Source organism: Providencia sp. AGC89 (genome assembly GCF_053543535.1).
Genome location: NZ_JBIXLP010000090.1, coordinates 60,046 through 84,416 on the forward strand (window position 1 = coordinate 60,046; position 24,371 = coordinate 84,416).

The following is a 24,371-nucleotide window of genomic DNA, read 5'->3' on the forward strand; positions in this document are numbered from 1 at the left end:
CCCTACGCTGACCACCGCAGAGACAATGAATATGCAAGACACGCGATTTCTTGAACAGGTAGCAATTACTGGACGCGTTCTCGGTTCTTTATTTTATTTCGCCCCAGATAGTGAAAATAATACGGATATTGTTGCTATTTTGCAGGAACCGACATGGCATGAAGAATGGCCATTTGACTTACCGTCTTTAACTACCATAAGTCAATTTTTTCAGTCCAGTATTCACGATGAAGAACCCTTGAACGAAGCCTGGCAGCGTTTATTTATCGGGCCTTATGCTTTACCAGCTCCCCCTTGGGGCTCAGTTTGGTTAGATAAAGAAAATATTATTTTCGGTGATTCAACTGTTGAGCTTCGTCAATGGATGCGTACAAAAGGCATTGAACCTGTGACGACCCAAAAAGAGCCTGAAGACCATATTGGCTTGGTCTTGATGTTAGCGGCTTGGTTAGCAGAGCAAAATAGGCGAGACGATCTTGAAGAGCTACTCGCGTGGCATCTTTTACCTTGGTCTGAACATTTTTTGGATACTTTAGCGGATACAGCAGACAGTGCTTTTTATATTGCAGTAGCGAAATTGACCAAAGAGACGCTTGCTGGCTATCAGCAACAAATCACACAGCCTGTTTTAGCAAAAACAGTGTATTACAAGGAAAACGCCGAGTAAAAAATAGCACCATCCAGTTATAGGGTTGGTGCTATTGGTTTCTATTAATTGTTATTGTAGCTTAGGGTGTTTTTTCGCCTTGTTGTACATAAGGTGTATACACACCCGTTAAACTTTTCAAGAAGGCCACAATATCATCGACATCTTTTTGTGGGAGTTCTTTACCCACTTGATAACGCAGCATCAGTTTAACGGCTTCGTCTAAGGTTGCCACATCACCACGGTGGAAATAAGGTGCGGTTAGCTCGACATTACGCAGTGTTGGGACTTTCTGACGTAGCTTATCGCGTTCATCGGAAGTCACATTCATACGGCCAATATCTTGTGCAGTTATTTCACCGAATTCATAATCTTTCTTCAAGCCTAGAGGTTCGAAAGAGCGACCGCCGAGAATAATTCCCCCATGGCAAGTTGCACATTTATTCTCTTTAAATAGTTGGTAGCCATGTAATTGTTGAGCGGTCAGTGCACCGTTATCGCCTCTTAACCAATTATCGAATGGAGAATCCGGGGTAATTAATGTTTTCTCAAACTCGGCAATGGCATCGGTAATGGTATCGCCTGTAAAACCTTCAGGATAGACGGCATTGAAATCGCTTTTTAAAACAGGGTCCTGATCCAATTTAACAATGATTTCATCCCAAGATTTTGAGGCCATTTCAATGGGGTTTAATGGCGGCCCACCGGCTTGAGCTTGTAAGTCAGGTGCTCGTCCATCCCAGAATTGCTCAACGTTAAATACGGAGTTAAATACTGTTGGTGCATTGATAGGTCCTACTGCACCGCCAACACCAATTGATGTTTTACGACCATCAACCCCGCCGGCATTTAGCGCATGGCAATGGGCACAAGAGATAGTACTATCGCCAGATAGACGCGCATCATGGTAGAGGCGGAAACCTAAAGCGACTTTTTTGTCATCGACTTCCAGTGATTTGGGAATAGGCTGGATTGGTTCATTACGATGTTCAGCAGCCATATCTTCACTTGCGTAATGTTCTGCTCGTTGCTTGGCTATCCAATCAAGAAGTTTAGTTCGTTCTTCATCACTGACACTGCTCGCCCAATGAAGTGCGACATAGCGAGTTGGCGGCATCGTGTGGTTCTGCATAACCCACTCAATTTTGTTTAATTCACTTTGTGGAACAGGTTCTCCAGCGATAAGAGCAGCGCGTGCGGCTTCGAGGTTAAATGATTTATAGCCGAGTTGAATATCATATTCCATCAATTGTTTTGCGATGGGGAATGATGCATAGGCGGGTAAATCAGCTGATGGAGTATGGCAGTAATCGCATCCTTTTTCGTCAAAAAAACGGAGGACTTGATTATTTTCTGCAATTTTAGATGTCTGAATGTCATTATTTTGTCTACGTTGATTATCGTGATACCAAACGTAACCAGATAACCCAAAATATCCGAGTAAAAGCAAAAATATGACAGCGACCGTAATGCGAGTAAGCTTTTTCATTACACTATCCTTGGAAGATTGCGGTCAAATATATTTAAATATTTTTAATTAATATAATTCTACAGCCGGACTATGATGGATAAATAAAGCTGAAAGGTTCTTGATTTTTATCAACGATGGCCATCGGTTTAAACGATTGCTGAAATAAGATTTGCCTATCAATCAAACTAAAAAGAAAAATAATCAATTTTAATTATTGTACTTGATTGAATTATATGTGAATTAATTTTTAGCTTACATCATGATGTGAGAAAGTCTAAATTTTAAAAACAAGTTACCTTTAATGATGGCTTCCCCTTTATTTTTAATTAATCTAAGTAAATGCAAGTAGAAAAATATATTTTTATGCTTTTTTGATATTGTTGTAAATTAAATGCATATTTTAATATTGAATATAATATGTAAATTTTTTCTAATTTTTAAAATAAATTCTATTTTCTCTCGTTATTGTTGTATCGGAATAATTGTAAAATATATTTATTAACCCCCACTGACATTATCTTTTTTTATCGCTTCATTATTTTGTCATAAAAAAGACATTTCATTGTCATGAGCCTGACTTAAGTTCCTTGTAACTAAGCTAGGAGATAGCATTATGTTTAGTGTCGATACCTTGCTCCACGATATTTACCCACAGCAGCTACCTTCAGTATGGAAGCGTCGTATATTGAAGCGCTTGCTTTTCGAAAAGGAATTTAATCAATTTGCGCTTAATTACCCACATTTAAAAGGTTTTGACCTGATAGAACAGGTTATGGAGTACTTTGATATTCGCAGTGAATTTGCCGAAAGAGATTTAGAAAATATCCCTACTCAGGGGCCAGTTGTTTTAGTGGCAAATCACCCGATTGGTTCTTTGGATGGCCTCGCGATATTACGAGCGGTGGCTACAGTTCGTCCCGACGTTAAAATCGTAGCTAACCAATTTCTGAGTTATATTGAGCCGCTAAGTAGCTTGTTTATTCCTGTTGACAATATAAAGAGTAGAACCAGTCGCCAACAAGTTTCCAATATGCAACAACATTTGAATAACCAAGGGGCTTTGATTATTTTCCCTGCGGGGGAGGTTTCTAGGGTTAGCCGCAAAGGTATACGTGATGGACATTGGCGTAGTGGTTTTTTGCGTTTAGCAGCGAAAGCCCGAGCTGTTATTGTTCCCATTCATGTTCAAGGGCGTAATAGTTATTTATTTTATCTCACCTCGATGGTTTATCGCCCTTTATCAACGTTAATGTTAGTCAGGGAAATGTTTAAGCAACAAGGTAAACAAATAAAAATACGGATTGGTGGGCGTATACCATTTACACATTGGCATAATGGGCATATGAAGGCTCATGAATTAGCAGAACGATTTCGTCGTCATGTGTATTTACTGGGTAAGGGTAAAGCGGGGTTATTTACTAGTGAATCAGCCATTGCACTACCTGAAGACCGTTCAGAATTAAAAAAAGCGTTAGTTGCTTGCGAGCATTTGGGGACATTGCCTGATGGCAAAATGATTTATCTTTATCAACGAAATCAAGATATCAGGTCGCCTATACTTCGTGAGTTAGGCCGATTACGGGAAATTGCTTTTCGCGCTGTCGGTGAAGGGTCTGGAAAACGTCGTGATTTAGATAGCTACGATGATGACTATTGTCATCTGATCCTTTGGGATGAAGATGAGCTGGATATTGTGGGTGCCTATCGTTTTATCCCAACTGAGAAACAATTGGCTGTGAAAGGGTTAGCCGGTATTTACAGTTATAGCTTATTTCACTATGACCAAAAAATGTTACCTATTCTTGCTCAAGGGATTGAGTTAGGAAGAAGTTTTATTCAGCCTAAATATTGGGGCAAACGAGGTTTAGATTATTTATGGTTGGGAATAGGCGCCTATTTAGCCAAGTACCCACAATATCGTTATTTATTTGGTCCAGTGTCTATTTCTGGTGCGATGCCAGTAGCTGCAAGGGATTTATTAATTGCATTTTATCGGCTCTATTTTTCTGCAAAACAGACAATGGCACAATCACGCCAGCCTTATCCCGCTTCCTTACCGCAAGTGCTTGCCCAATTTGCGGGAGATAACTACCAAGAAGATTTAATTAAATTAAAGAGCTTACTCAATAATATCGGTTGTTCGATTCCGACACTTTATAAGCAATATACAGAACTGTGTGAGCCTGGGGGCGTACAGTTTATGGATTTTGGTTCAGACCCAGCTTTTAATGACTGTGTTGATGGTTTGATATTAGTCGACTTAACTAAATTAAAGCCTACACGCTATCAACGGTATGTGGGGGGACATTTAACAGGGAAAAGAGTCGCCACATCATTGTAATGAATCATAATTAAATGAATCCGATTTGAGAGGGGGATTGGGGGAATAGTTCTCCCCCAATTGTGTTTATCTATTTAGTGAAATTATGGCCAATAAGGTAGATGAGCGAAGAAGATATTAACCCTGCAACCACGACTGATAACTCAGGAGCGTAGGCATTCACAATTAATGCAATTCCTGATGCTAATATCCAAGAGATAAAAGCTAAAGGTTGCCAATTTTTTGACTCATCATTTTTTCTTTTTAAGACTAATTGGTCCATGATAATAATTGCCGCAATAGGTGGAACAATCAATCCAAGTAAATTTAACCAAGTTTGGAATGCATTCCAAATCCCTGTCACCGCAACGATAATCCCAATCACACCAAGGATAATCGTTAAGGTTCTCATTTTTCCTTTTGTAATATGTGACCAACCAACAGCACCATTGTATAAACAATGAGTACAGCCCACGCCTAAGTTAACAAAAACAAAAATGATAGCCAAAATAGAAAGTAACGGGCTAGCATTGGCTAGGATCGTAATAAAATCTCCGCCAGTCACTTCTGGGTGTAATACCACTCCGGTGGCTACAATTATTGCGCCAATCACTTCTGCAAAGAACTTGGAAATTGGGAAGGCGGTAAATGCAGCTAAAAAACCTTGTTTACCATTTTTTGCCCAGCGGGTGAAATCTGCGGTCATGGTACCTGAATCGGTAAAGGTGGAGAAGATCATCGTTACAGCGACACCGAATGAAAGTACGCCAGCACCAACCGCAGGCTGATAATTAATAATATCTGATGAGCCATTTTTCATAGCAATAACAACAGAAATAATGCCGAGGATTAAATACATCGGGGCTGCAATATAGCCTAGAAAGGCTAATGCTTTTATGCCTATGAATGTGGCTCCAACATAAAGCACACCACCTAAGATAGTCATCAGTAATAGGTTCTGTCCAAATGAACGAAACATTGTGTCGCCAGTTAGGCCAACCATCAGAGCAAACCAACCTATAACGACGGTTGCCAGCAACCCTGAAACTGCAATATATCCACGCTGTCCAAATGTTTTTTTAGCCGAAATAGCAAAATTTTCCCCGGTTTTTCCTGCTAAATAACTTAAGGAACCAATAACTAAACATAAAAGTAAATTACCCACGAGGATTGCAGTGACCCCCATTTTGAAACCGAGCATTGCTGTAACGACACCGCCAATCACTGCGCTGGTTAATACTAGAGGGAAGCTGTACCAAACGGCAGAAACGGAGGCAAAGCTTTTTCGATGTTCAATAGGGACTGGGACATGTTCATATTCGGAATCTAATAGAGCATTTTCTTTTTCTTTATTTGACATATTAGGTGAACCTCATTTTATTAAAAATAATTGGAGTACCTATAAAAATAAATTTTTAAATATTTATTGTTCTAATATTTATGGTTTATTAATAATGGCGAAATAGAATCTATTGTTAATAAATAAATTTATTAACTTGTAATAAAAATGTTTTTCTTGGTTTTTTTATGATAAATCAAGCATATCAATAGTCAGTAGTGAATAGAATCCATTTGAAATTAATTCATCAATAAGGTGGGTGATTGTTGATCTTTTTTCAATAAACAAGGTTTTATGTGATTGCTAACATCATTAAATAAGAAATTAATATTGTTTTTAGATGGTTTGTAAAAAATTCATTAGAGTTAATATTACTCTCATTAAATAATAATGTTTAAATTGTGATTAATATCAAATTGCGTGTTTTCTTATTGTTATTTAACTGTGTTTTTTATGTTTCTTTTAATTCGTAAAAAGTACTTTTATTCTGTCAAAATGGAATATTAATTTTTTATGATGCCATATGAAAATGCGATCTTTGCATGAATTAGGCTGTCATCATCCAATCATAAAATTGTCATCAATTTGACGTATTCAAGCCGTAGCATCATCCATAACGATTAAGTCCCAAAGAGGATACAAATAGTTATGCGACAAACTCTCTCTTCCTTGAGTGAGTCTCCCTGTCTTTTGCCATGTAGGCAGGAAACGGGGGGCTTACCGATGATCTCAATTCAACGTTTATCTCAGGCATTTTCACACCAATATGTACTAAATGGCATCGATTTATCTGTAGAAAAAGGCACGATCCTTGCGCTACTAGGGCCTTCTGGTTGCGGTAAAAGTACTTTGCTTAAATTATTAGCGGGTTTATTACAACCTTCTGGCGGTGCGATTTATTTTGGTGATCAACTGGTGGCGAATTCTCAACGCCTTGTTCCTCCTGAAAAGCGCAATCTTGGCATGGTATTTCAGGATTATGCGTTATGGCCGCATATGAGCGTATTTCAAAATGTGGCATTCCCTTTGCGTATGCGCGGTTTCAGTCGTCCAGAAATCGAAAATCATGTTATGGAAGCTTTAAAGCGTGTGGGGTTAGTGGATTTTGCTAAGCGGAAACCCGCTGATTTATCAGGGGGGCAGCAACAACGTGTTGCCTTAGCTCGCGCCATTATTGCTGAGCCTAAAATTTTGTTATTCGATGAGCCTTTGTCAAATCTTGATGTTGCATTACGCCAATCACTTTGCGCAGAAATGGCTCAATTACTAAGAGCATTAGGGACTACCGCTGTATACGTAACACATGACCCCGCAGAGGCTAATGCACTAGCTCATCAAGTTGCACATATGCGCAATGGAAATATTGAAAGTTTGATCACATTATGAAGAGAGAGACCGCTATGCAAAATTTACTGTCAAAGAACCGATTTTCACTAAAGGGTATCACAATGAGTCTTGGCCTTTCCTGTGCATTATTTTCCATTCCTTCCCAAGCAATTACGGTTTACACCGCAGGGCCTGGTGCTATGGCGAAACAATTGGCGGCGGGGTTTGAAAAACAAACAGGCACTAAAGTGAATGTTTTTCAAGCAACAACCGGGAAAGTAATGGCAAGGCTTGAAGCTGAACAAGCGAATCCCCGTGCTGATGTGTTGATTTCTGCATCATGGGATACGGCAGAGGATTTGCAACAAAGAGGTTGGCTGTTGCCTTATGAAAGCGCAAATGCCCAGCAAGTGCCTGCACGTTTTAAAACACCTTATTATGTCGCCCAAGGTGTTTCTGCATTGGGTATTGTGTGGAATAGCCAAAGTGGCACACCAAAACCTACAGATTGGCAGGATCTTGCTCAACCTGCTTTTAAAGATAAAGTCACGATGCCTGACCCTGCACTTTCTGGTGCATCATTAGATTTAGTCTTAGGGTTACAAAATGCCAAACAACAGGCTGCTTGGACATTATTTTCTGAATTAAAAGCCAATGGAATGGTGATTTCTGGGCCGAATGCGCAGGCGCTTACTCCTGTATTGCAAGGGGCAAAAGCGGCAGTATTTGGTGCGGTAGACTATGTGGCATATAGCAGTATTGCCAATGGTGAGTCGATTGAAGTCATTTTCCCTAGTAGCGGTACGGTAATTGCGCCTCGCCCGATGATGATTTTAAACAGTACTAAGCAACCTGATGAAGCCAAAGCCTTCATTGATTATGTATTATCTCCAGAAGGGCAAACGATAGTCGCTAACGCTTGGTTAATGCCTGCTAGGGCTGATATTGAAGGGAAGCGGCCTGATTTTTCAACACTCAAATTATTACCAGAAGCAACAGTAGATAACGCAGAACGTAGTGAAGTGCTAACGCGTTTAAGCGCACTTTTCCGTTAAATAATGCAACAAGGTAATTTTAATTAGCAAACCGCTGGGTATGCATAATACCCGGCAGGAGTGTTGTTTCTAATGATAAAAATTCGTTTTTTACCTTTATTGGTGCTCATTGCATTAATCATTTTAGTCGTGATCCCTTTGAGCTTCATTATTTTACAGGCGGTTTTCCCCCAATTAGGGCAGGGAATATTTGAACAACCATTCGAACCAATTATTCATTTACTGAATGAGCCAGAGCTTCCACTGTTATTGCAAAATACTTTGTTGTTAGGTGGTGGGGTCGCTGTCATCAGCGCAATGATTGCTATCCCTTTAGGGGCACTACGAGGCTTATTTAATATCCCTTTCGCAAAAGGCTGGGATTTACTGTTTCTAATCCCTTTTTTGATACCACCTTATATTGCGGGGTTATCATGGATGTTAACTCTGCAACCCAATGGCTATTCTCAGCAGCTTTTTGGTCTGAGCCCAGGAAGTGCCATTTTCTCATTAGGTGGCATGATGGGGATTATGGCTTTAAATTTATTCCCCGTATTGTATTTTGCCGTATCGAGAAGCATGGCTGCGAATGGTAATAGACTTGCTGATGTGGCTCAGGTTCATGGCGCTACCCCTTGGCAGGCCTTTTTTAAAGTGACGTTGCCGTTATCATTACCATCGATTGCCGCTGGGTTACTACTCATTTTTACTCTAGCGATTGAAGAATACGGTATCCCAGCAGCAATTGGTGCGCCTAATGGTATTCGAGTATTAACGACGGATATTGAACAACGCTTAGCGGATTGGCCAATTGATTTACCCGGTGCAGCATCGTTATCACTGGTGCTGGCGAGTATGGCAATTTTGGCTTATACCTTACAGCGTTCTATTGTTTCTGGGAAAAATGTTGTCACGACGACAGGAAAAGCGGCAGCACAAGTGACTCGCTCGTTAGGTGGCTGGCGTTGGCCAGTTGTTGGGATATTTACATTTACTGCTTTTTTGGCGGTGGGAATGCCTTTATTAGCGATGTTTGGTACTGCATTTTCCGCCACGGTTTCAGGTGGATTGGCTTGGGATAACCTGACGTTAAGGCATTTCTCAGGGCTAATTGACTCGCAAACAGAGGCTCTTTCAGCATTGTTGACCAGCGTTTCTTTAGCGACTGTAACAGCAATATTGACAGGGATATTAGGTTTCTTATCGGCTTGGATCGTTGTATCACAACGTATTCGTGGTGCTGCTGTTATCGATGCGCTTTCTTTACTGCCAATTTCTATTCCTGGCATTGTTATTGCGGTAGGGATGATTTTGGCTTGGAACCAGCCCTTTTGGCCTATAACACCCTATCATACATGGGGGATCTTACTACTTGCCTATAGTTGTTTGCTTCTTCCTTACCCTGTACGTTATTGCAGTGCCGCATTAACCCAAATCGGCGGAAGTTTAACGGATGCTGCAAGGGTACATGGTGCTTCAGCTATCACGACATTACGTTTGGTACTTTTCCCGTTGGTATTACCGAGTTTAGTCGCAGCCATGATGTTAGTTTTTGCCGTGGCTTCTCGAGAGTTAGTTTCTTCATTATTGCTAGCCCCAGCGGGTATGCAAACCGTATCTATTTTTGTTTGGCGTCAGTTTGAACAAGGCTCGATAGGTAGTGGGATGGCAATGGCCTGTTTGGCGGTATTAATTAGCTTAAGCTTAATGCTGTGCGCACAATGGGTAGAACAGCGATATAGCAGAAAGTCATAAAATAAAGCGCAAGTAAGTTTGTGAGTACTTACTTGCGCGAAAGAGTCATTTAATACATTACTCGCTAATATCACTCGCATCGTGGCGTTCGCGGACTTGTTGTGCCGGGTCACCTTGTAGACGGTTCACTCGGCGTCCACGTTGCACGGCTGGGCGTGCATAAACTTCATCGGCCCAACGAATAACATTTTTATATTCATGGACAGATAAAAACTCAGCCGCATCGTATAACCAGCCTTTTACTAGAGCACCATACCATGGCCAAATTGCAATATCTGCAATCGTATAGCTGTCACCGGCGACATATTTATGGTTGGCTAAGCGCTTGTCTAATACATCGAGTTGGCGCTTGGTTTCCATCGCAAAACGGTTAATTGGGTATTCGAATTTTTCAGGAGCATAGGCATAGAAATGCCCAAAACCGCCACCTGCGAAAGGCGCTGAACCCATTTGCCAAAATAGCCATGAGAAGGTTTCGGCACGCTCTGGTTGGGTTGTCGGTAATAACGCCGAAAATTTTTCGGCTAAATACGTCAGAATCGAACCTGACTCAAATACTCGAATAGGTTCTTCGCCGCTTCTATCTACTAATGCGGGAATTTTTGAGTTAGGGTTAACTTCAACAAAACCAGAACTAAATTGGTCGCCTTCACCAATATTAATTAGCCAAGCGTCGTATTCTGCCTCTTTAATGCCAAGGGCTAGTAGCTCCTCTAACATGATAGTGACTTTTTGTCCGTTCGGCGTTCCTAAGGAATATAGCTGTAGTGGGTGCTTACCTACAGGTAATGCCTTTTCGTGAGTAGCACCAGAAATTGGGCGGTTTATATTCGCGAATTTTCCACCATTGCCTTGTTCCCATTGCCAGACTTTAGGGGGAACATAAGGGGAGTTTGCCATGAGTTATCTCCTTAACCGTTTTAAAGGGGGCGATTTTTCTCTTCAATAATCTTATGTTGAATGATCTTCACTGTAGCAATCTGCGCTGAATTCGCCACCTTTTTATCGTATTTTACTGCGGGAGGTGCTTGAACCGCACAGAATGCATGAAATAGCCACCTAAGAAAGTCAGTTAGTCATTTACACAAAGATTACCTTTAGGTGGGGGGATTGTTCATGCGCACAATAGCGAGTCAATAAATGGGATGAATATACTTAAGACTGAGGTTTGAAAATCATACCCAAAGTCAAATAGTTCAAATTATCATCATCTTTAACGCCAAAAAAGGCACTTAAGTAAAAAATAATTAACAAACCGATTGTGCAGATAGCTAACTTAAATAAAAAAAAGATGTGAACAATATGTGAACATTGGCACTAATTTATGAGGTGGCATTTTATACATTGATAGTATATCAGCCATATTCAGTTGTGTTGGAGTGTCTCATGCTTGCATCAAATTCAAATATTTATCAAAGCTTATTAAATAGAGCAAAAATACAACCAGATGCTATAGCCATTGTATTTGAAGAGCAAAATTGGAGTTATCACCAGCTACTGGTTAAAGTAAACCAAACGATGCATTGGTTAACATCCAGTTTGCAATTGAATAAAGGTGACCGCATTGTATTAGGTTGGGGAAATACCATTGAATTCTGCCAATTATTTTATGCTGCTGTGGGGTTAGGGCTGCAAGTTATTCCTTTAAGTACTAAAATGAAAGAGTTTGAAGGAAAAGAACATGTACTGAATATCAATGCGAAGGCAATTTTTTGGGATGACAGTTATCAACCTTGGCTAGCTCCATTAAGTGTAAAAGGTATGAGCCTTTCACAATGGCGTGCCTTAACATTAACTGATGAAATTAACTTTATTAATCAGGTTGACAATGATGACCCTGCTGTAATTATTTTTACTTCAGGTACAACAGGTGCCCCTAAAGGTGCTGTTATTACCCATAAAAATATATTATCTGCAATATATGCATATCAGGAAACATTACAGTTATCTGAGAAAGATAAAACAATACTTGCTGTGCCTATTTACCACATTACAGGGCTTTCGGCTATTTTAGCCTTATTTATTCATATTGGTGGGACAATTTATCTACATAAAAAATTTAATGCACAAGAGATTATTTCCACAATTGCGAAGTCGAATATAACATTTTTACATGGTTCACCAACAGTATTTATATTATTAATTCAAAAAATAAAAGAAAATAAAAGTATCAATTTAGAAAGATTTAATACATTGCGAATGATTGCATGTGGTGCGGGCCATTTAAATGAAGGCACAATTAAAGAATTATCATATATTTTTTCAAAGACATCTATTCATTCTATATATGGCTTAACGGAAACATCGTCTCCTGCAACAGTTTACCGTGACGATATTCGTAGCAGTAATAAAAAAGCAAGTTCTGGTACGCCGGTACCGGGGATTCAAGTGGCGATCCGTAATGAAAAAGGTGATGATCAACCCGCAAATAGTACCGGTAATATCTGGGTTAAAGGGGATGTTGTGATCCAGCGTTATTGGCCTGATTGCCCTGCGAATAAATCTTCATTTAAAGATGGTTGGTTTTTTACTGGGGACATCGGTTATATGGATGATGAGGGCTACCTTTATATTCAAGATAGAATTAAAGATATGATTAACCGAGGTGGTGAAAAAATATATTCCATTGAAATGGAGGACCTTATTTCTAATTACCCTGGTGTCAATGAGGTTGCTGTTATCCCTATAGAAAGCGCAATTTATGGTGAAGAACCGATCGCATTTATTATTCCAGAAATGCAAGTGTGTTTAACCAGTAAAGAAGTTATTGAATGGCTAAAGGAGCGGGTTCCAAATTATAAAGTTCCTATAAAAATTATATTTACACGTAATTTCCCTAGAACTTGGAATGGGAAAATAAGTAAAAAAGATTTGAAAAAACGATATTACTCTTTAAATAACTAACATCTAAATTAGTTTTTAATTAATCAAATAAAAGGCTACGAAATATTAGCCTTTAGGCAGGTTTTTATCATGAATAATAAATTTATCTCTAAACAGGAAGCCGCTAAATTAATTAATGATGGCGATACAGTTTGTACTGTGGGAATGACCTTAACGAGTGCTGCTGAATCTATTTTATCGGCAATTGAGCAACGTTTTTTATCTGAAGGCTCTCCAAAACAATTAACTTTAGTCCATGCGGCAGGGCAATGTAACCGTATTCGGGGTAATCAACATTTTGCTCATCAAGGAATGGTGAAACGCATTATTGGTTCACATTGGGGGTTAGCCCCTCGCTGGATGCAGATGATCAACGATAATCAGGTTGAGGCTTACTGCCTTCCTCAAGGGCAGATGGTGCATTTATATGGTGCGATGGCGGCTGGTCTACCGGGGCGCTTGTCCAAAGTTGGGCTAGGGACTTTTATCGACCCTGACTTAGAGGGGGGAAGAATGAATGCGAAAACATTAGCGCTTCCGTCCCTTGTGGAGAAAGTTAATTTCAAAGGGGAAGCGTGGTTATGGTATCCCGAAATTCCATTGGATGTTGTCGTGATCCGCGGTACACATGCGGATACTAAAGGTAATTTGACCACAGATGAAGAAGCCATGTCGTTGGAGGTATTGCATGCTGTTTTAGCGGCAAAACGCTTTGGTGGGAAAGTCATTGCTCAGGTGAAGTATTGTGTTGAAGAGGGGACTTTGCACCCGAAGCGTGTCACTGTTCCAGCCAGTTTTATTGATCATATTGTGGTTTGTGATAACCCTGAAGAAGATCATCGTCAGTCCTCAAGTTGGTTCTTTGATCCCACATTGTGCGGCGATATTCGAACGCCAGTGCAGCAAACCACGCCGTTACCTCTTGATATTCGTAAGTTGATCGGGCGCATTGCTTGCCGTTATCTCACGGAAAACTGTGTGATCAACTTAGGAACAGGGATACCTAACGATGTGATCGGTTCAATTATCCAAGAAGAAAATGCGACCAAACGCGTAGATATCACTGTGGAATCTGGTATTTGGGGCGGTGTTCAAGCGGGGGGAATCGATTTTGGTATTGGCCGCAACCTTTCTGCCATGATCAGCCACCAAGACCAAATGTTGTATTACAACGGTGCAGGGGTAGATATCACCTATATGGGCGCGGGGGAAATGGATGCCAGTGGCCATGTTAATGCTACTTTGCTTGGCAATATTTGCCCGGGTGCAGGTGGGTTTATCGATATCACGCAGAATGCTCGTCACGTCGTTTTTTGCTCAACATTTACGGCTAAAGGGTTAGATATTCGTTGTGAAAATGGGCAGTTAAAGATTATTCGTGAAGGTGATATCCGCAAGTTGGTGGATAACGTTAGGCAGATTTCTTGGAACGCAGATGTGGCGCGTCAGATTAACCAAACTATGCATTTTGTCACGGAGCGTGCGGTATTTACCTTGGGTGAGAAAGTCCCTGTGTTAGTAGAAATCGCCCCGGGAATTGACCTTGAGCGTGACATTCTTGCTCATATGGATTTTGTACCAGAAATCTCCCCTGATTTAAAAGTGATGTGCTCTTCATTATTTAAAGAAGCGCCTTTTGATCTGATTTCATATTTATAGTCTCAATATTAAAGAGGGATTTACGCATGTTAGTCAAAAATAAAGTTGCCATTGTTACAGGATCAGCGAGAGGGATAGGGTTTGCCATTGCACAAGTATTGGCAGAAGAAGGTGCAAAAGTGGTGATATCTGACCTTTCGATGTCCTCTGGCGAAGAAAGTGCGAAGCAATTACAAGAAAAGGGTTATGAAGCTGTTTTCATCCCATGCGATATATCGAAGCGTGACCAGGTTAATGAGTTGTTTTTAAAGACAAAAGAACATTTTGGCACCATTGATGTATTGGTCAATAACGCAGGGATAAATCGTGATGGCATGCTGCATAAATTAACCGATGATGATTGGGATAAAGTTATCGATATCAATCTAAAAGGTACGTTTAATTGCATGCAAGAGGCTGCAAAACTCATGCGCGAACAAGGCAGCGGACGCATTGTAAATATTTCATCTGCAAGCTGGTTAGGGAATGTTGGGCAGGCAAATTATGCGGCATCGAAAGCAGGTGTCATTGGCCTAACGAAAACGGCCTGCCGCGAATTGGCACGTAAAGGGGTCACTGTGAATGCGATTTGCCCAGGGTTTATTGATACCGATATGACTCGTGGTGTTCCCGAAAAAGTGTGGGACATCATGATCAGTAAAATTCCAGCAGGCTTTGCAGGCGACCCGCGTGATGTCGGCCAATGTGTGGCATTTTTGGCTTCCGATAAAGCGCGTTATATCAATGGCGAAGTGATTAATGTTGGCGGCGGCATGGTGCTGTAGGAGGAAATATGAAACAAGCAAATGACATTGTGATTGTAAGTGGTGTGAGAACGGCAATTGGGACGATGGGTGGTAGCTTTGCGAACACTCACCAACATGATTTAGGTGCGTTAGTTATTCGTGAAGCGGTAAAGCGTGCAGGGATCGCCCCTGAAGATGTTAATGAAGTGATTGTGGGGAATGTGGGGCAAATCGCAGAAAGTGGGTTTATTGCTCGTATTTGCCAATTGCGAGCAGGCTTACCAAAAGAAACGACCGCGTATTCTGTTAATCGCCAATGTGGTTCAGGGTTACAAGCGTTAGCTGATGGCATGATGTTGTTACAAACTGGTCAATCAGATGTGGTTGTGGCTTGTGGTACAGAAAATATGACCATGCTGCCTTATTACCTGCGCAAAGCGCGTTACGGTTATCGCATGGGGAATGATGTTTTAGAAGATGGCTTAACGTCAATTCTTACTTGGCCTGAAGGCCCATATCATAATGGTATGACCGCAGAAAATGTGGCCGAGCAATTTCATATTTCCCGTGAAGAAATGGATGATTTCGCATGGAACAGTCAGCAAAAAGCATTGAAAGCCATTAAAGAAGGCTATTTTCAAACGCAAATTTTGCCAGTTGAAATCGCAGAAGGGCGTAAGGGAACGCGTATTTTTGATACGGATGAACACCCGCGCGATACACCACGTGAGAAGCTTGCCAAATTACGTCCCGCATTTAAGGCAGATGGCGTGATTACTGCGGCTAATTCATCAGGGATTAATGATGGAGCCGCTGCGTTAGTCATGATGCGACGCGAAGAAGCTGAAAAACGGGGTTTGAAACCTAGAATGAAAGTGGTTGATTGGGCCGTTGCGGGCTGTGAGGCTGCCATTATGGGGTTTGGCCCAGCACCTGCAACACGCCGCTTGATGGATAAACTCAAGATGGACGTCAAAGATATTGACCTTATTGAGTTAAATGAAGCTTTTGCCGCACAAGCAATCGCAGTGATGAATGATTTGTCGTTAGACAGTTCTCGAGTCAATGTGAATGGCGGCGCAATTGCCCTTGGTCACCCTGTTGGCGCTAGTGGAGCAATCCTACCTGTAAAATTAATGTACGAAATGGAGCGTCGTCAGGTTTCTACTGGGCTAGTGACCATGTGTATCGGTGGTGGTCAAGGGATATCAATGTTGTTTGAAAAAGAATAAGAAATATTGCAAGCAGAAAGCCCGACGTGGGGCGTCGGGCTGTTGCTGAAGTAATAACAACAGGTAAGTCACTTATGACGAAGAACTATACCTGTTTCACCACAACATGAGGATCTTATCTATGTTTTCTACAAATGCAAATTTAGATTATGTTGCGCAGGGTAAAAAAACGAACGCAAAGATATATCGCAACCTGATGCCTTTACTGATCTTAGCTTATATTATTAGTTTTATTGACCGAACAAATATTGGGATGGCAAAGCACTCCATGTCAATTGACTTAGGGCTGTCAGCAACTGCATTCGGTATTGGTGCAGGGCTGTTCTTTCTGACCTACTCGATTCTTGAGATCCCAAGTAATTTGATTATGGAAAAAGTGGGAGCGCGGTTTTGGATCACACGGATCATGATCACTTGGGGGTTATTATCTGCTGCGATGGCATTTGTGACCGGGCCTACCTCATTTTATATTTTACGCTTATTACTTGGTGCGGCTGAAGCAGGGTTATATCCCGGTGTTATCTTGTATATGACATATTGGTTTAGCCAAGAAGAGCGTGCCAAAGCAACAGGGCTATTTTTACTTGGTGTCTGTTTAGCCAATATTATCGGTGCGCCGTTAAGTGGCTTATTATTAAGTATGGATGGCTTATTAGGTTTCCATGGTTGGCAATGGATGTTTGTTATTGAAGGTTTACCTGCGGTGATCTTAGCTTTTGTTGTCTGGTTTGTTTTACCCAATAAACCTGAAGATGCAAAATGGTTAGATGAGGATGATCGCAATTATATTAAATATAAACATGAACAAGATAAAAACAGTATTAGTGTGAGTAATAGTAAATTTTCACTGATGGCAGCATTTAAAAATAAAGCCTTCATGATGATTGTCGCAATTTATTTTACTCATCAATTTTCAGTTTATGGCTTAAGTTATTTCTTACCAACAATTATTGGAGAATATGGCAAGTTAACACCAATTCAAATTGGGTTATTAACAGCTATACCTTGGATCTCAGCAGCGATTGGTGGCATTTTTGTGGCAAGAAAAGCCAATACACCTCGTCGTTCATCGCGCATTTTAATTTCAGGTTATGCCGTTATGGCTATCGGACTAGTGATTGGCGCTATGGGCGGGCCTGTTGTCGGTTTAATTGGATTCTGTTTAACCGCATTTATGTTTTTTGTTGTCCAATCTATTATTTTCTCGCTTCCACCAACCTATATGAGTGGCAGTATGCTGGCAGGTAGCTTGGCATTGTTAAATTGTCTGGGGTTATTTGGTGGTTTTCTTGGCCCATTTATTCTCGGATTTTTTGAGGACTATACTGGTACTGCTACATCTGGATTATGGTTTGGTGTTGGTTTACTTGTTATCGGCACCATTATCGCCTCACGGGTCAATACTGGTAGTATAGGGGATAGTGCAAAAGTGGAAGCTACTACCTCAATACAAGTAAAGTAATACAACATCGCCATTTACAATAGGAAAGTCTGCATGAAAATTGTTATCGCACTTGATTCCTTTAAAGGAAGTTGTTCAGCACAGCTTGCGTGTCAGGCTGTTGCAGAGGGTTTCGAGCGTGTATCCTCCGAGTTGGATGTGACGTTATTACCTATCTCTGATGGTGGAGAAGGTTTGTTGGAGTCACTAGAGCACAGCCCAGTATTATCAGGTGTCACACCTTATACTTTTAATTGTACTGGCCCATATGGAAGTAAGGTTGATGCACGATTATTAGTATTAGAAGGAAAGACGGCCTTTATTGAAATGGCGCAATGTTGTGGTTTAGAACTGGTTCAAGCAGAACATCGTCAAGTTGAAAAAGCGTCGACTTATGGCTTAGGTGAAATGGTAAAACATGCACTCGATTTAGGGTGCACACGCATTATTATCGGTATTGGTGGAAGTGCAACTAATGATGGTGGTGCGGGTTTTGCACAAGCTTTAGGCGCAGAGTTTTATGATAATGACCAACAGCTTATCGAATTTCCCATTAATGGCGAAAATTTGATAAATATCGCAAAGATTAACTTTGATAAATTCGATCCTCGTGTAGCGGATGTCGAATTTAATGTTTCTTGTGATGTTGAAAACCCGTTATTAGGTAAAAATGGCGCAACCTATATTTATGGCTCACAAAAAGGCGCTGATAAAGCGATGTTAGATAAGCTTGAGCTAGGCATGGCTCATTACGCTCAATTAATGACAAAAATTACAGGGAAGGATTTCTCATTGGATGCGGGGAGCGGCGCTGCTGGCGGATTAGGGGCTGGGCTACGTTGGTTTGTTTCCGCTAAGCTTGAGAAGGGGATCGACTTGGTGTTGGGGCTACTTGGTGCGGAGTCGTATATTCAGCAAGCCGACCTTGTTATCGTTGGGGAAGGGCGGCTTGATAGCCAAAGTGCCAATGGTAAAGCTCCTGTTGGTGTCGCTCGTATGGCAAGTCATTATGGGGTACCAACAATCGCACTATGTGGGGGGTACAGTGAAGATAGCCGTATTTTATATCAACATGGTATCACTGCCATGTGGTCACTTTGTCCGGGGCCAGTTTCCCTTGAGCAGGCAATGGTTAATGGAGAACGTTATTTAGCTGATACGGCTGAAAATTTGTTACGTACTGTATTATCTAGCCATAGTAAGCAAATAAAACATTAAGATGAGGCGGTAATATGCTACTGACTGAAAAATTAGCTAATGATATTGTCACTCGTGCAATGGGGATAATCCATCACAACGTCAATGTGATTAATAGTCAGGGTGTAATTATCGCCTCAGGTGAAAAAAAACGTATTGGTGAGACTCATGAAGTCGCGGTGGAAGTTATTCGCTGCGGTAAACGGATCACCATTTATAATGAAAATGAGGCGAGTCGCTATTCCAATGTCGCGCCTGGTATTAATCATCCAATTATGGTGGCAGATAACGTTGAATTAGTGATTGGTGTCAGTGGTGACCCGGTTATTATTCAACGTTATGCCGAATTAGCAATACTCACAGCAGAGTTATTAATTAAACAGGAAATTGAGCGGCGTAGTATTAATTGGCAACATCGTTTACGTGATATGCTATTTGTGCAATTTATTGAAAGCACTACGCCAATGCAAGGTCGTAGTGCTTTATTGAAATTACACAATTCGGGTTTTTCATTTTCGTTGCCTACAATCCCGGTCATTATTAATATAGAAGCGATTCAATATCGGCCAGAAATTCTGGATTCCATTATTACTGAATTGTCAGCAATGGAAAAAAGTGATGTATTACTATTAAATAGCCGTGAAATTTTGATGTTATTTCCATCAACATTTTATAAAAACGAATCCTTTATTTCTCATCTACATTTTATTTTAGATAGTCAACTTAGCCAGTACTATATTGGTGTTGGGGTTCAAGCTGATACGGAAGAACATGTGAGAGATGCTGTTCATTTCGCACGTTCAGTCATTGATGTAGGGCGGTTAACAGTTCCTGAGAAACAAGTGTTTTTATTTAAAGAAATGGCCTCTCTGTGTTTATTTAATGAGTTGGAGAATAGCTATTTATTTAATTTTTTCTTAGATATTTGCAATAAAATATTATTACATGACTCGGGGGATATCTTGCTTGAAACCCTAGAGTTATTTTTATCGCAAAATGGCGAGGTTGGCAGCACGGCGCAACAGTTAGGTATTCATAGAAATACATTAAGTTATCGATTACAACAAATTAAAAAGCAAACAGGCTTAGACCCGACAAAGTTTACTGACCTTATTCAACTGTCTGTTGCTATGCATGGCTATCGTCGGCGTTATCCGAAACAACAGCCATGGTTGGATGCGTTAACTTGATCTCAATGGGCATTATTTTTGCTGTAAAACAAATATTGCAGCTTCGACCCGTGACTTTAAATTTAGTTTTTTCAATAAATGTTTTACATGTACTTTTACTGTACTTTCTGTGATTTGCAATTTATTAGCGATCAGTTTATTTGAAAGGCCTTGTGCTATTAAGTTTAAAATACGGGTTTCTCTTGGGGTCAACGACGACAAATTATGGTCCGCAGAGGTTCGATTGTCTCTTAATGATTCAGCTAATACGGTGGCAAGAGTAGGGCTAACTACCATTTTACCGCTGGCGGCTTCTTTTAAGGCAACAATCAGTTTTTCAGGTTCCATATCTTTTAATAAGTAACCGTCCGCCCCCCGCTTTAAAGCATTAATTAAGTCTTCGCTGTAGTTTGAGACAGTAAACAATATAATTCGGCCAGAAAGTTCTCGGCTACGCAAATCATCAAGTACTTCAAAACCATTCATACCGGGCATATTGAGGTCTAATAAAATTAAGTCAGGGTCTTGTTCTTCGGCAATTTTAATACCTGTCACCCCGTCATCAGCTTCACCAATTACCCGTAATGTGGGCTCTAAACTGATTAATTGCTTAACTCCGTTACGTAGCATTGGGTGGTCATCAATAAGTAAAATGGTGGATTGCCCAATGGTGGTATTTTTATTTTTCATGAACGAGTTGCTCCAATTTGGTTAAGACACACTCACAGGGAATATGACATTAACAATGGTTCCCCCTTGAGCTCTTGGGGTAATAGAATATTCCCAGTTTAAGCTTAGGGCTCTTTCTCTCATAATAATCAGCCCATAATGATTATTTTTTGCAGGCTGAAGTTGAATGCCTTCCCCATTATCTTCAATCATTACCGTAATTAGCCCTGCATTTTCGACTAATGAAACCTGAGACCAATTAGCATTAGCGTGCTTTAGGATATTACTCAAGGCTTCTCGAATTATTTGTATAATATGGATAGCTTGATGTGGTGAAATACTTTTTGCTGGGATCTGATAATTTAAACCAATGTCAAAACCAATGCGTTGGCTAAATTCTTGAATAGTGCTCTCTAAAGAGGGCAGTAACCCAGGCTCTGTTAGTTTTAACCTAAAGGTTGTGAGTAATTCACGTAATTGGCTATAAGCCGAGTTAATTTCATTGCGCATTTCATGAAGTAAATCTTGATGCTGTTTGGGGAGTGGTCCGGGTTGCATTTGCAGGTAGCTAATTTGCATTTTTAAACAAGATAATGATTGTGCAATAGAATCATGCAGTTCTCTTGCGATAGCGGAACGTTCATCCATAATGAGCAATTGTTGCTGTTGTTCTAGTTGGTGCTCCATCGCTAACATACCCGCGATTTGCTTTACTAGCATGAGAACTAAATTATTTTGTTCATCAGATAATTGCTGATCTATTGCGATCTCCGCCAATATCACACCGTAACGGTGTAAGTTATCGGAGATATCCCAAGACATTATTGTTGTGGGTTGTATGGTTTCTGGTGATAGAAGGCCGCCACAATGGAATTCATGAAAGCAACGGTCATTATCTTCTTCATATAATCGTAAACTAATATTTTGTAATGGTGTTAGGTTCTTGAGTTCAACCAAGACTTTTTCTAATCGGTTTGCTAATGGTTCAATGGAATGTAATATGCGATTAGATTGATACAAATACAGTAGTACTTTGTTTTTACTTTGGAGATCGGCGGTTTTTTCTTCGACACGTGATTCTAGCTGGTGGTAACTTTGTGCTAACTCGTCTGACATTTGGTTTAAAGTTTGCCCAAGGGAGCTTAATTCATCTTGTTTTTTACCCGCAGAAAAACGCTGACTAAAGTCCTTATGGCTAATGGCATTGACCATATTTAATAGTTTCAGCCAAGGGTAGTAAATTTTTTTTCTAAGATGGCATATGGTAAGCAAAAGTAGAAATGCGACGAGGGCAATAAAAACCATTTGTGTTATTGAGACATAAGTTATTTTTCTCTCTGTTTTTTCATCAATATTACGGACTAACTCGTCGAGTTTATTAACAAACGTAATGACTTCAAAGCGGGCATCATTTGGTGACGTTGCATTAATAAGTGCGGGTTTTAAATTTGTTTCCCAATAATGATAAAGCTGAGTAAATTGGTCTGTTAAATTTTCTACCTCGATCACTTGAGTTAATTCTTGGCTTAATAAGTTGTTTTCGAGTTCGTTTAAATAGGTATCGGAATATGGGGTTAATGGGGTGAGAGAAAGCAAATGGTAACTTTGCATTCGTAATGCGCCTGATTTATTAATTGCGTGAGCATTTCCTTGAACGCTGGTAATCATACTATTAGAAATAGCCATGCCAATAATACCGAGTACGGCAATCAATAGCATTAACCCGATGACTTGGTTAATGATTGAAAATCGGTGATAAGTCGTTGGCATAAATAATTCGTTCCTTTTTATTTGGTTATTCATTCTTTTCTATAACGTGGGTATTGTTCCTCTATTGTGCAAAATTGAATATGCCACTTCGGTGTTACTCCTTAATATCCCGCTGAGTCATTTCGCCTAAATTCAAACAGTAAAAACGGCCATTTAACGAATTTTATTTATTTAATTCAAATGATTAAATGGTTGTACTCCCCATACTCCTCTGGTGGTTTATCCAAAAAACGCACAAAATTTGATTTAAATCTGTCTTGATTTAGATCAGCTTCGCGGCGACATATTCGCCACACACTGCGATAAGAAATTGTGTTTATCGGGGTGATTTATGTCTCAACGAGATAATGTTAATAGTGGAGTTGCACAGCAAAATGCCAATAGTGTTATTCAGGACTGGCGTCCTGAAGAAACGCAATTTTGGCAGCAAACAGGAAAACGAATTGCAGAGCGTAATTTGTGGATTTCTATCCCTTGTTTGTTGCTCGCATTTTGCGTCTGGATGTTATTTAGTGCCGTTGCAGTGAATTTAAACAAAGTGGGTTTTAACTTTACCACTGACCAATTATTTTTATTAACAGCATTGCCTTCAGTGTCAGGGGCTTTATTACGAGTACCTTATTCTTTTGTTATTCCTATTTTTGGTGGGCGACGCTGGACAGCCATTAGTACGCTATTTTTGGTGATCCCTTGTATTTGGCTTGGCTACGCTATCCAAGACCCAACTACGCCTTATCAAATATTTGTCATTATTTCCCTTCTTTGTGGTTTTGCTGGGGCTAATTTCGCATCGAGCATGGCGAATATCAGTTTCTTTTTCCCAAAAGCGCGTCAAGGGGGAGCACTAGGTCTGAATGGGGGGTTAGGTAACTTAGGTGTAAGCGTAATGCAATTGGTAGCACCATTTATCGTCGGGGTGGGTGTTTTTGCCTTTGCGGGTGGAACTGGGGCATTACAGCCCGATGGTTCAACCTTATGGCTAGAAAATGCCGCTTGGGTTTGGGTGCCATTTTTATTGTTATTTACAGTGATGGCATGGTTTGGCATGAATGATTTAGCGGCGAATAAAGCGTCATTAAAACAGCAATTGCCAGTGCTTAAACGCGGCCATTTATGGATTTTGAGCCTGTTGTATCTTTCTACCTTCGGTTCATTTATCGGTTTTTCTGCTGGTTTTGCCATGCTTTCTAAAACCCAGTTTCCCGACATTATTATCCTCAAATTTGCCTTTTTTGGCCCTTTCCTTGGTGCATTAGCTCGTCCATTAGGCGGCATGCTGTCAGACCGCTTTGGTGGAGTCAAAGTGACTTTCCTTAACTTTATTGTGATGGCGATTTTCTCTGGCTTGCTATTTTTTACCCTACCTGAAAACGGACAAGGTGGTTCTTTTGGCGCTTTTTATGGGGTGTTTATGGTGCTGTTTTTAACCGCTGGGTTAGGCAGTGGCTCTACTTTTCAAATGATAGCCGTGGTCTTTCGTAAATTAACTATGGATAAAGCCATTGCCCGAGGTGCTTCAGAGCAAGAAGCACAAAAAGAAGCAGTAACAGAAAGTGCCGCAGCATTGGGTTTTATCTCAGCAATAGGTGCCATCGGTGGTTTCTTTATTCCAAAAGCGTTTGGGACCTCCTTAACGTTGACTGGGTCTCCCGCCGATGCAATGAAAGTGTTCTTTGTGTTTTATCTTTCCTGTGTGTTTATCACCTGGCTAGTTTATGGGCGTACACATAAATAA

General features: G+C 40.5%; 18 protein-coding genes. 13 read left to right on the plus strand and 5 right to left on the minus strand.

Going from position 1 to position 24,371, the window contains the following annotated elements:
* Positions 1-31 precede the first annotated feature (31 nt).
* Positions 32-667, plus strand: a complete 636-nt coding sequence (dmsD, locus tag ACIPUA_RS18815; protein ID WP_042845935.1) for a Tat proofreading chaperone DmsD — start codon at positions 32-34, stop codon at positions 665-667.
* Between the two features lie 61 nt (positions 668-728).
* On the opposite strand, the gene ACIPUA_RS18820 is transcribed toward dmsD, so the two are convergent.
* The gene (locus ACIPUA_RS18820; protein ID WP_131680060.1) at positions 729-2,135 is read right to left on the minus strand and encodes a cytochrome c peroxidase; all 1,407 of its coding nucleotides are present in this window, start codon (positions 2,133-2,135) and stop codon (positions 729-731) included.
* Between the two features lie 595 nt (positions 2,136-2,730).
* Here ACIPUA_RS18820 and ACIPUA_RS18825 point away from each other — a divergent pair.
* Positions 2,731-4,458 carry a lysophospholipid acyltransferase family protein gene (locus ACIPUA_RS18825; protein ID WP_042845613.1) on the plus strand — a complete coding sequence of 576 codons (1,728 nt, stop codon included), beginning with the start codon at positions 2,731-2,733 and terminating at the stop codon, positions 4,456-4,458.
* A 70-nt stretch (positions 4,459-4,528) separates the two neighbouring features.
* Here ACIPUA_RS18825 and ACIPUA_RS18830 read toward each other — a convergent pair whose 3' ends face one another.
* The gene (locus tag ACIPUA_RS18830) at positions 4,529-5,797 is read right to left on the minus strand and encodes a cytosine permease (protein ID WP_042845612.1); all 1,269 of its coding nucleotides are present in this window, start codon (positions 5,795-5,797) and stop codon (positions 4,529-4,531) included.
* 702 nt (positions 5,798-6,499) lie between these two features.
* Between ACIPUA_RS18830 and ACIPUA_RS18835 the strand changes: the two genes are divergently transcribed.
* The 3 genes from ACIPUA_RS18835 (at position 6,500) to ACIPUA_RS18845 (ending at position 9,891) form a co-directional block, all read left to right on the plus strand.
* The gene (locus ACIPUA_RS18835; RefSeq protein WP_226619137.1) at positions 6,500-7,162 is read left to right on the plus strand and encodes an ABC transporter ATP-binding protein; all 663 of its coding nucleotides are present in this window, start codon (positions 6,500-6,502) and stop codon (positions 7,160-7,162) included.
* A 62-nt stretch (positions 7,163-7,224) separates the two neighbouring features.
* Entirely contained in the window at positions 7,225-8,157 is a 933-nt protein-coding gene (locus ACIPUA_RS18840) for an ABC transporter substrate-binding protein (RefSeq protein ID WP_370661197.1), read from the plus strand.
* Between the two features lie 72 nt (positions 8,158-8,229).
* Positions 8,230-9,891 carry an ABC transporter permease gene (locus ACIPUA_RS18845; RefSeq protein WP_166686578.1) on the plus strand — a complete coding sequence of 554 codons (1,662 nt, stop codon included), beginning with the start codon at positions 8,230-8,232 and terminating at the stop codon, positions 9,889-9,891.
* Positions 9,892-9,948: 57 nt separating this feature from the next.
* Here ACIPUA_RS18845 and yghU read toward each other — a convergent pair whose 3' ends face one another.
* Positions 9,949-10,791, minus strand: a complete 843-nt coding sequence (gene yghU, locus ACIPUA_RS18850) for a glutathione-dependent disulfide-bond oxidoreductase (protein WP_042845605.1) — start codon at positions 10,789-10,791, stop codon at positions 9,949-9,951.
* 486 nt (positions 10,792-11,277) lie between these two features.
* Between yghU and ACIPUA_RS18855 the strand changes: the two genes are divergently transcribed.
* The 7 genes from ACIPUA_RS18855 (at position 11,278) to ACIPUA_RS18885 (ending at position 20,218) form a co-directional block, all read left to right on the plus strand.
* Positions 11,278-12,795, plus strand: a complete 1,518-nt coding sequence (locus tag ACIPUA_RS18855; protein WP_042845604.1) for a class I adenylate-forming enzyme family protein — start codon at positions 11,278-11,280, stop codon at positions 12,793-12,795.
* Between the two features lie 69 nt (positions 12,796-12,864).
* Positions 12,865-14,433 carry an acyl CoA:acetate/3-ketoacid CoA transferase gene (locus ACIPUA_RS18860; RefSeq protein WP_042845603.1) on the plus strand — a complete coding sequence of 523 codons (1,569 nt, stop codon included), beginning with the start codon at positions 12,865-12,867 and terminating at the stop codon, positions 14,431-14,433.
* 26 nt (positions 14,434-14,459) lie between these two features.
* The gene (fabG, locus tag ACIPUA_RS18865; protein WP_048605961.1) at positions 14,460-15,197 is read left to right on the plus strand and encodes a 3-oxoacyl-ACP reductase FabG; all 738 of its coding nucleotides are present in this window, start codon (positions 14,460-14,462) and stop codon (positions 15,195-15,197) included.
* An 8-nt stretch (positions 15,198-15,205) separates the two neighbouring features.
* Positions 15,206-16,390 (plus strand): thiolase family protein, encoded by a 1,185-nt coding sequence (locus ACIPUA_RS18870; RefSeq protein WP_042845601.1) that lies wholly within the window; start codon positions 15,206-15,208, stop codon positions 16,388-16,390.
* 121 nt (positions 16,391-16,511) lie between these two features.
* Entirely contained in the window at positions 16,512-17,852 is a 1,341-nt protein-coding gene (locus ACIPUA_RS18875; RefSeq protein ID WP_042845599.1) for an MFS transporter, read from the plus strand.
* Positions 17,853-17,885: 33 nt separating this feature from the next.
* Positions 17,886-19,049, plus strand: a complete 1,164-nt coding sequence (locus ACIPUA_RS18880; protein WP_042845597.1) for a glycerate kinase — start codon at positions 17,886-17,888, stop codon at positions 19,047-19,049.
* 14 nt (positions 19,050-19,063) lie between these two features.
* Entirely contained in the window at positions 19,064-20,218 is a 1,155-nt protein-coding gene (locus ACIPUA_RS18885; protein WP_042845596.1) for a CdaR family transcriptional regulator, read from the plus strand.
* Positions 20,219-20,230: 12 nt separating this feature from the next.
* Here ACIPUA_RS18885 and narL read toward each other — a convergent pair whose 3' ends face one another.
* Complete coding sequence (gene narL / locus ACIPUA_RS18890; protein ID WP_042845594.1) at positions 20,231-20,887, minus strand: two-component system response regulator NarL; 657 nt, start codon at positions 20,885-20,887, stop codon at positions 20,231-20,233.
* Positions 20,888-20,908: 21 nt separating this feature from the next.
* Positions 20,909-22,636 (minus strand): nitrate/nitrite two-component system sensor histidine kinase NarX, encoded by a 1,728-nt coding sequence (gene narX, locus ACIPUA_RS18895; protein WP_449059999.1) that lies wholly within the window; start codon positions 22,634-22,636, stop codon positions 20,909-20,911.
* Between the two features lie 331 nt (positions 22,637-22,967).
* Between narX and ACIPUA_RS18900 the strand changes: the two genes are divergently transcribed.
* Positions 22,968-24,371 (plus strand): NarK family nitrate/nitrite MFS transporter, encoded by a 1,404-nt coding sequence (locus tag ACIPUA_RS18900; protein ID WP_042845590.1) that lies wholly within the window; start codon positions 22,968-22,970, stop codon positions 24,369-24,371.

Excerpts from the sequence above, each read along its gene's own strand:
- dmsD (WP_042845935.1), top strand. The coding sequence starts at position 32 with ATGCAAGACACGCGATTTCTTGAACAGGTAGCAATTACTGGACGCGTT.
- ACIPUA_RS18820 (WP_131680060.1), bottom strand. The coding sequence starts at position 2,135 with ATGAAAAAGCTTACTCGCATTACGGTCGCTGTCATATTTTTGCTTTTA.
- ACIPUA_RS18825 (WP_042845613.1), top strand. The coding sequence starts at position 2,731 with ATGTTTAGTGTCGATACCTTGCTCCACGATATTTACCCACAGCAGCTA.
- ACIPUA_RS18830 (WP_042845612.1), bottom strand. The coding sequence starts at position 5,797 with ATGTCAAATAAAGAAAAAGAAAATGCTCTATTAGATTCCGAATATGAA.
- ACIPUA_RS18835 (WP_226619137.1), top strand. The coding sequence starts at position 6,500 with ATGATCTCAATTCAACGTTTATCTCAGGCATTTTCACACCAATATGTA.
- ACIPUA_RS18840 (WP_370661197.1), top strand. The coding sequence starts at position 7,225 with ATGAGTCTTGGCCTTTCCTGTGCATTATTTTCCATTCCTTCCCAAGCA.
- ACIPUA_RS18845 (WP_166686578.1), top strand. The coding sequence starts at position 8,230 with ATGATAAAAATTCGTTTTTTACCTTTATTGGTGCTCATTGCATTAATC.
- yghU (WP_042845605.1), bottom strand. The coding sequence starts at position 10,791 with ATGGCAAACTCCCCTTATGTTCCCCCTAAAGTCTGGCAATGGGAACAA.
- ACIPUA_RS18855 (WP_042845604.1), top strand. The coding sequence starts at position 11,278 with ATGCTTGCATCAAATTCAAATATTTATCAAAGCTTATTAAATAGAGCA.
- ACIPUA_RS18860 (WP_042845603.1), top strand. The coding sequence starts at position 12,865 with ATGAATAATAAATTTATCTCTAAACAGGAAGCCGCTAAATTAATTAAT.
- fabG (WP_048605961.1), top strand. The coding sequence starts at position 14,460 with ATGTTAGTCAAAAATAAAGTTGCCATTGTTACAGGATCAGCGAGAGGG.
- ACIPUA_RS18870 (WP_042845601.1), top strand. The coding sequence starts at position 15,206 with ATGAAACAAGCAAATGACATTGTGATTGTAAGTGGTGTGAGAACGGCA.
- ACIPUA_RS18875 (WP_042845599.1), top strand. The coding sequence starts at position 16,512 with ATGTTTTCTACAAATGCAAATTTAGATTATGTTGCGCAGGGTAAAAAA.
- ACIPUA_RS18880 (WP_042845597.1), top strand. The coding sequence starts at position 17,886 with ATGAAAATTGTTATCGCACTTGATTCCTTTAAAGGAAGTTGTTCAGCA.
- ACIPUA_RS18885 (WP_042845596.1), top strand. The coding sequence starts at position 19,064 with ATGCTACTGACTGAAAAATTAGCTAATGATATTGTCACTCGTGCAATG.
- narL (WP_042845594.1), bottom strand. The coding sequence starts at position 20,887 with ATGAAAAATAAAAATACCACCATTGGGCAATCCACCATTTTACTTATT.
- narX (WP_449059999.1), bottom strand. The coding sequence starts at position 22,636 with ATGCCAACGACTTATCACCGATTTTCAATCATTAACCAAGTCATCGGG.
- ACIPUA_RS18900 (WP_042845590.1), top strand. The coding sequence starts at position 22,968 with ATGTCTCAACGAGATAATGTTAATAGTGGAGTTGCACAGCAAAATGCC.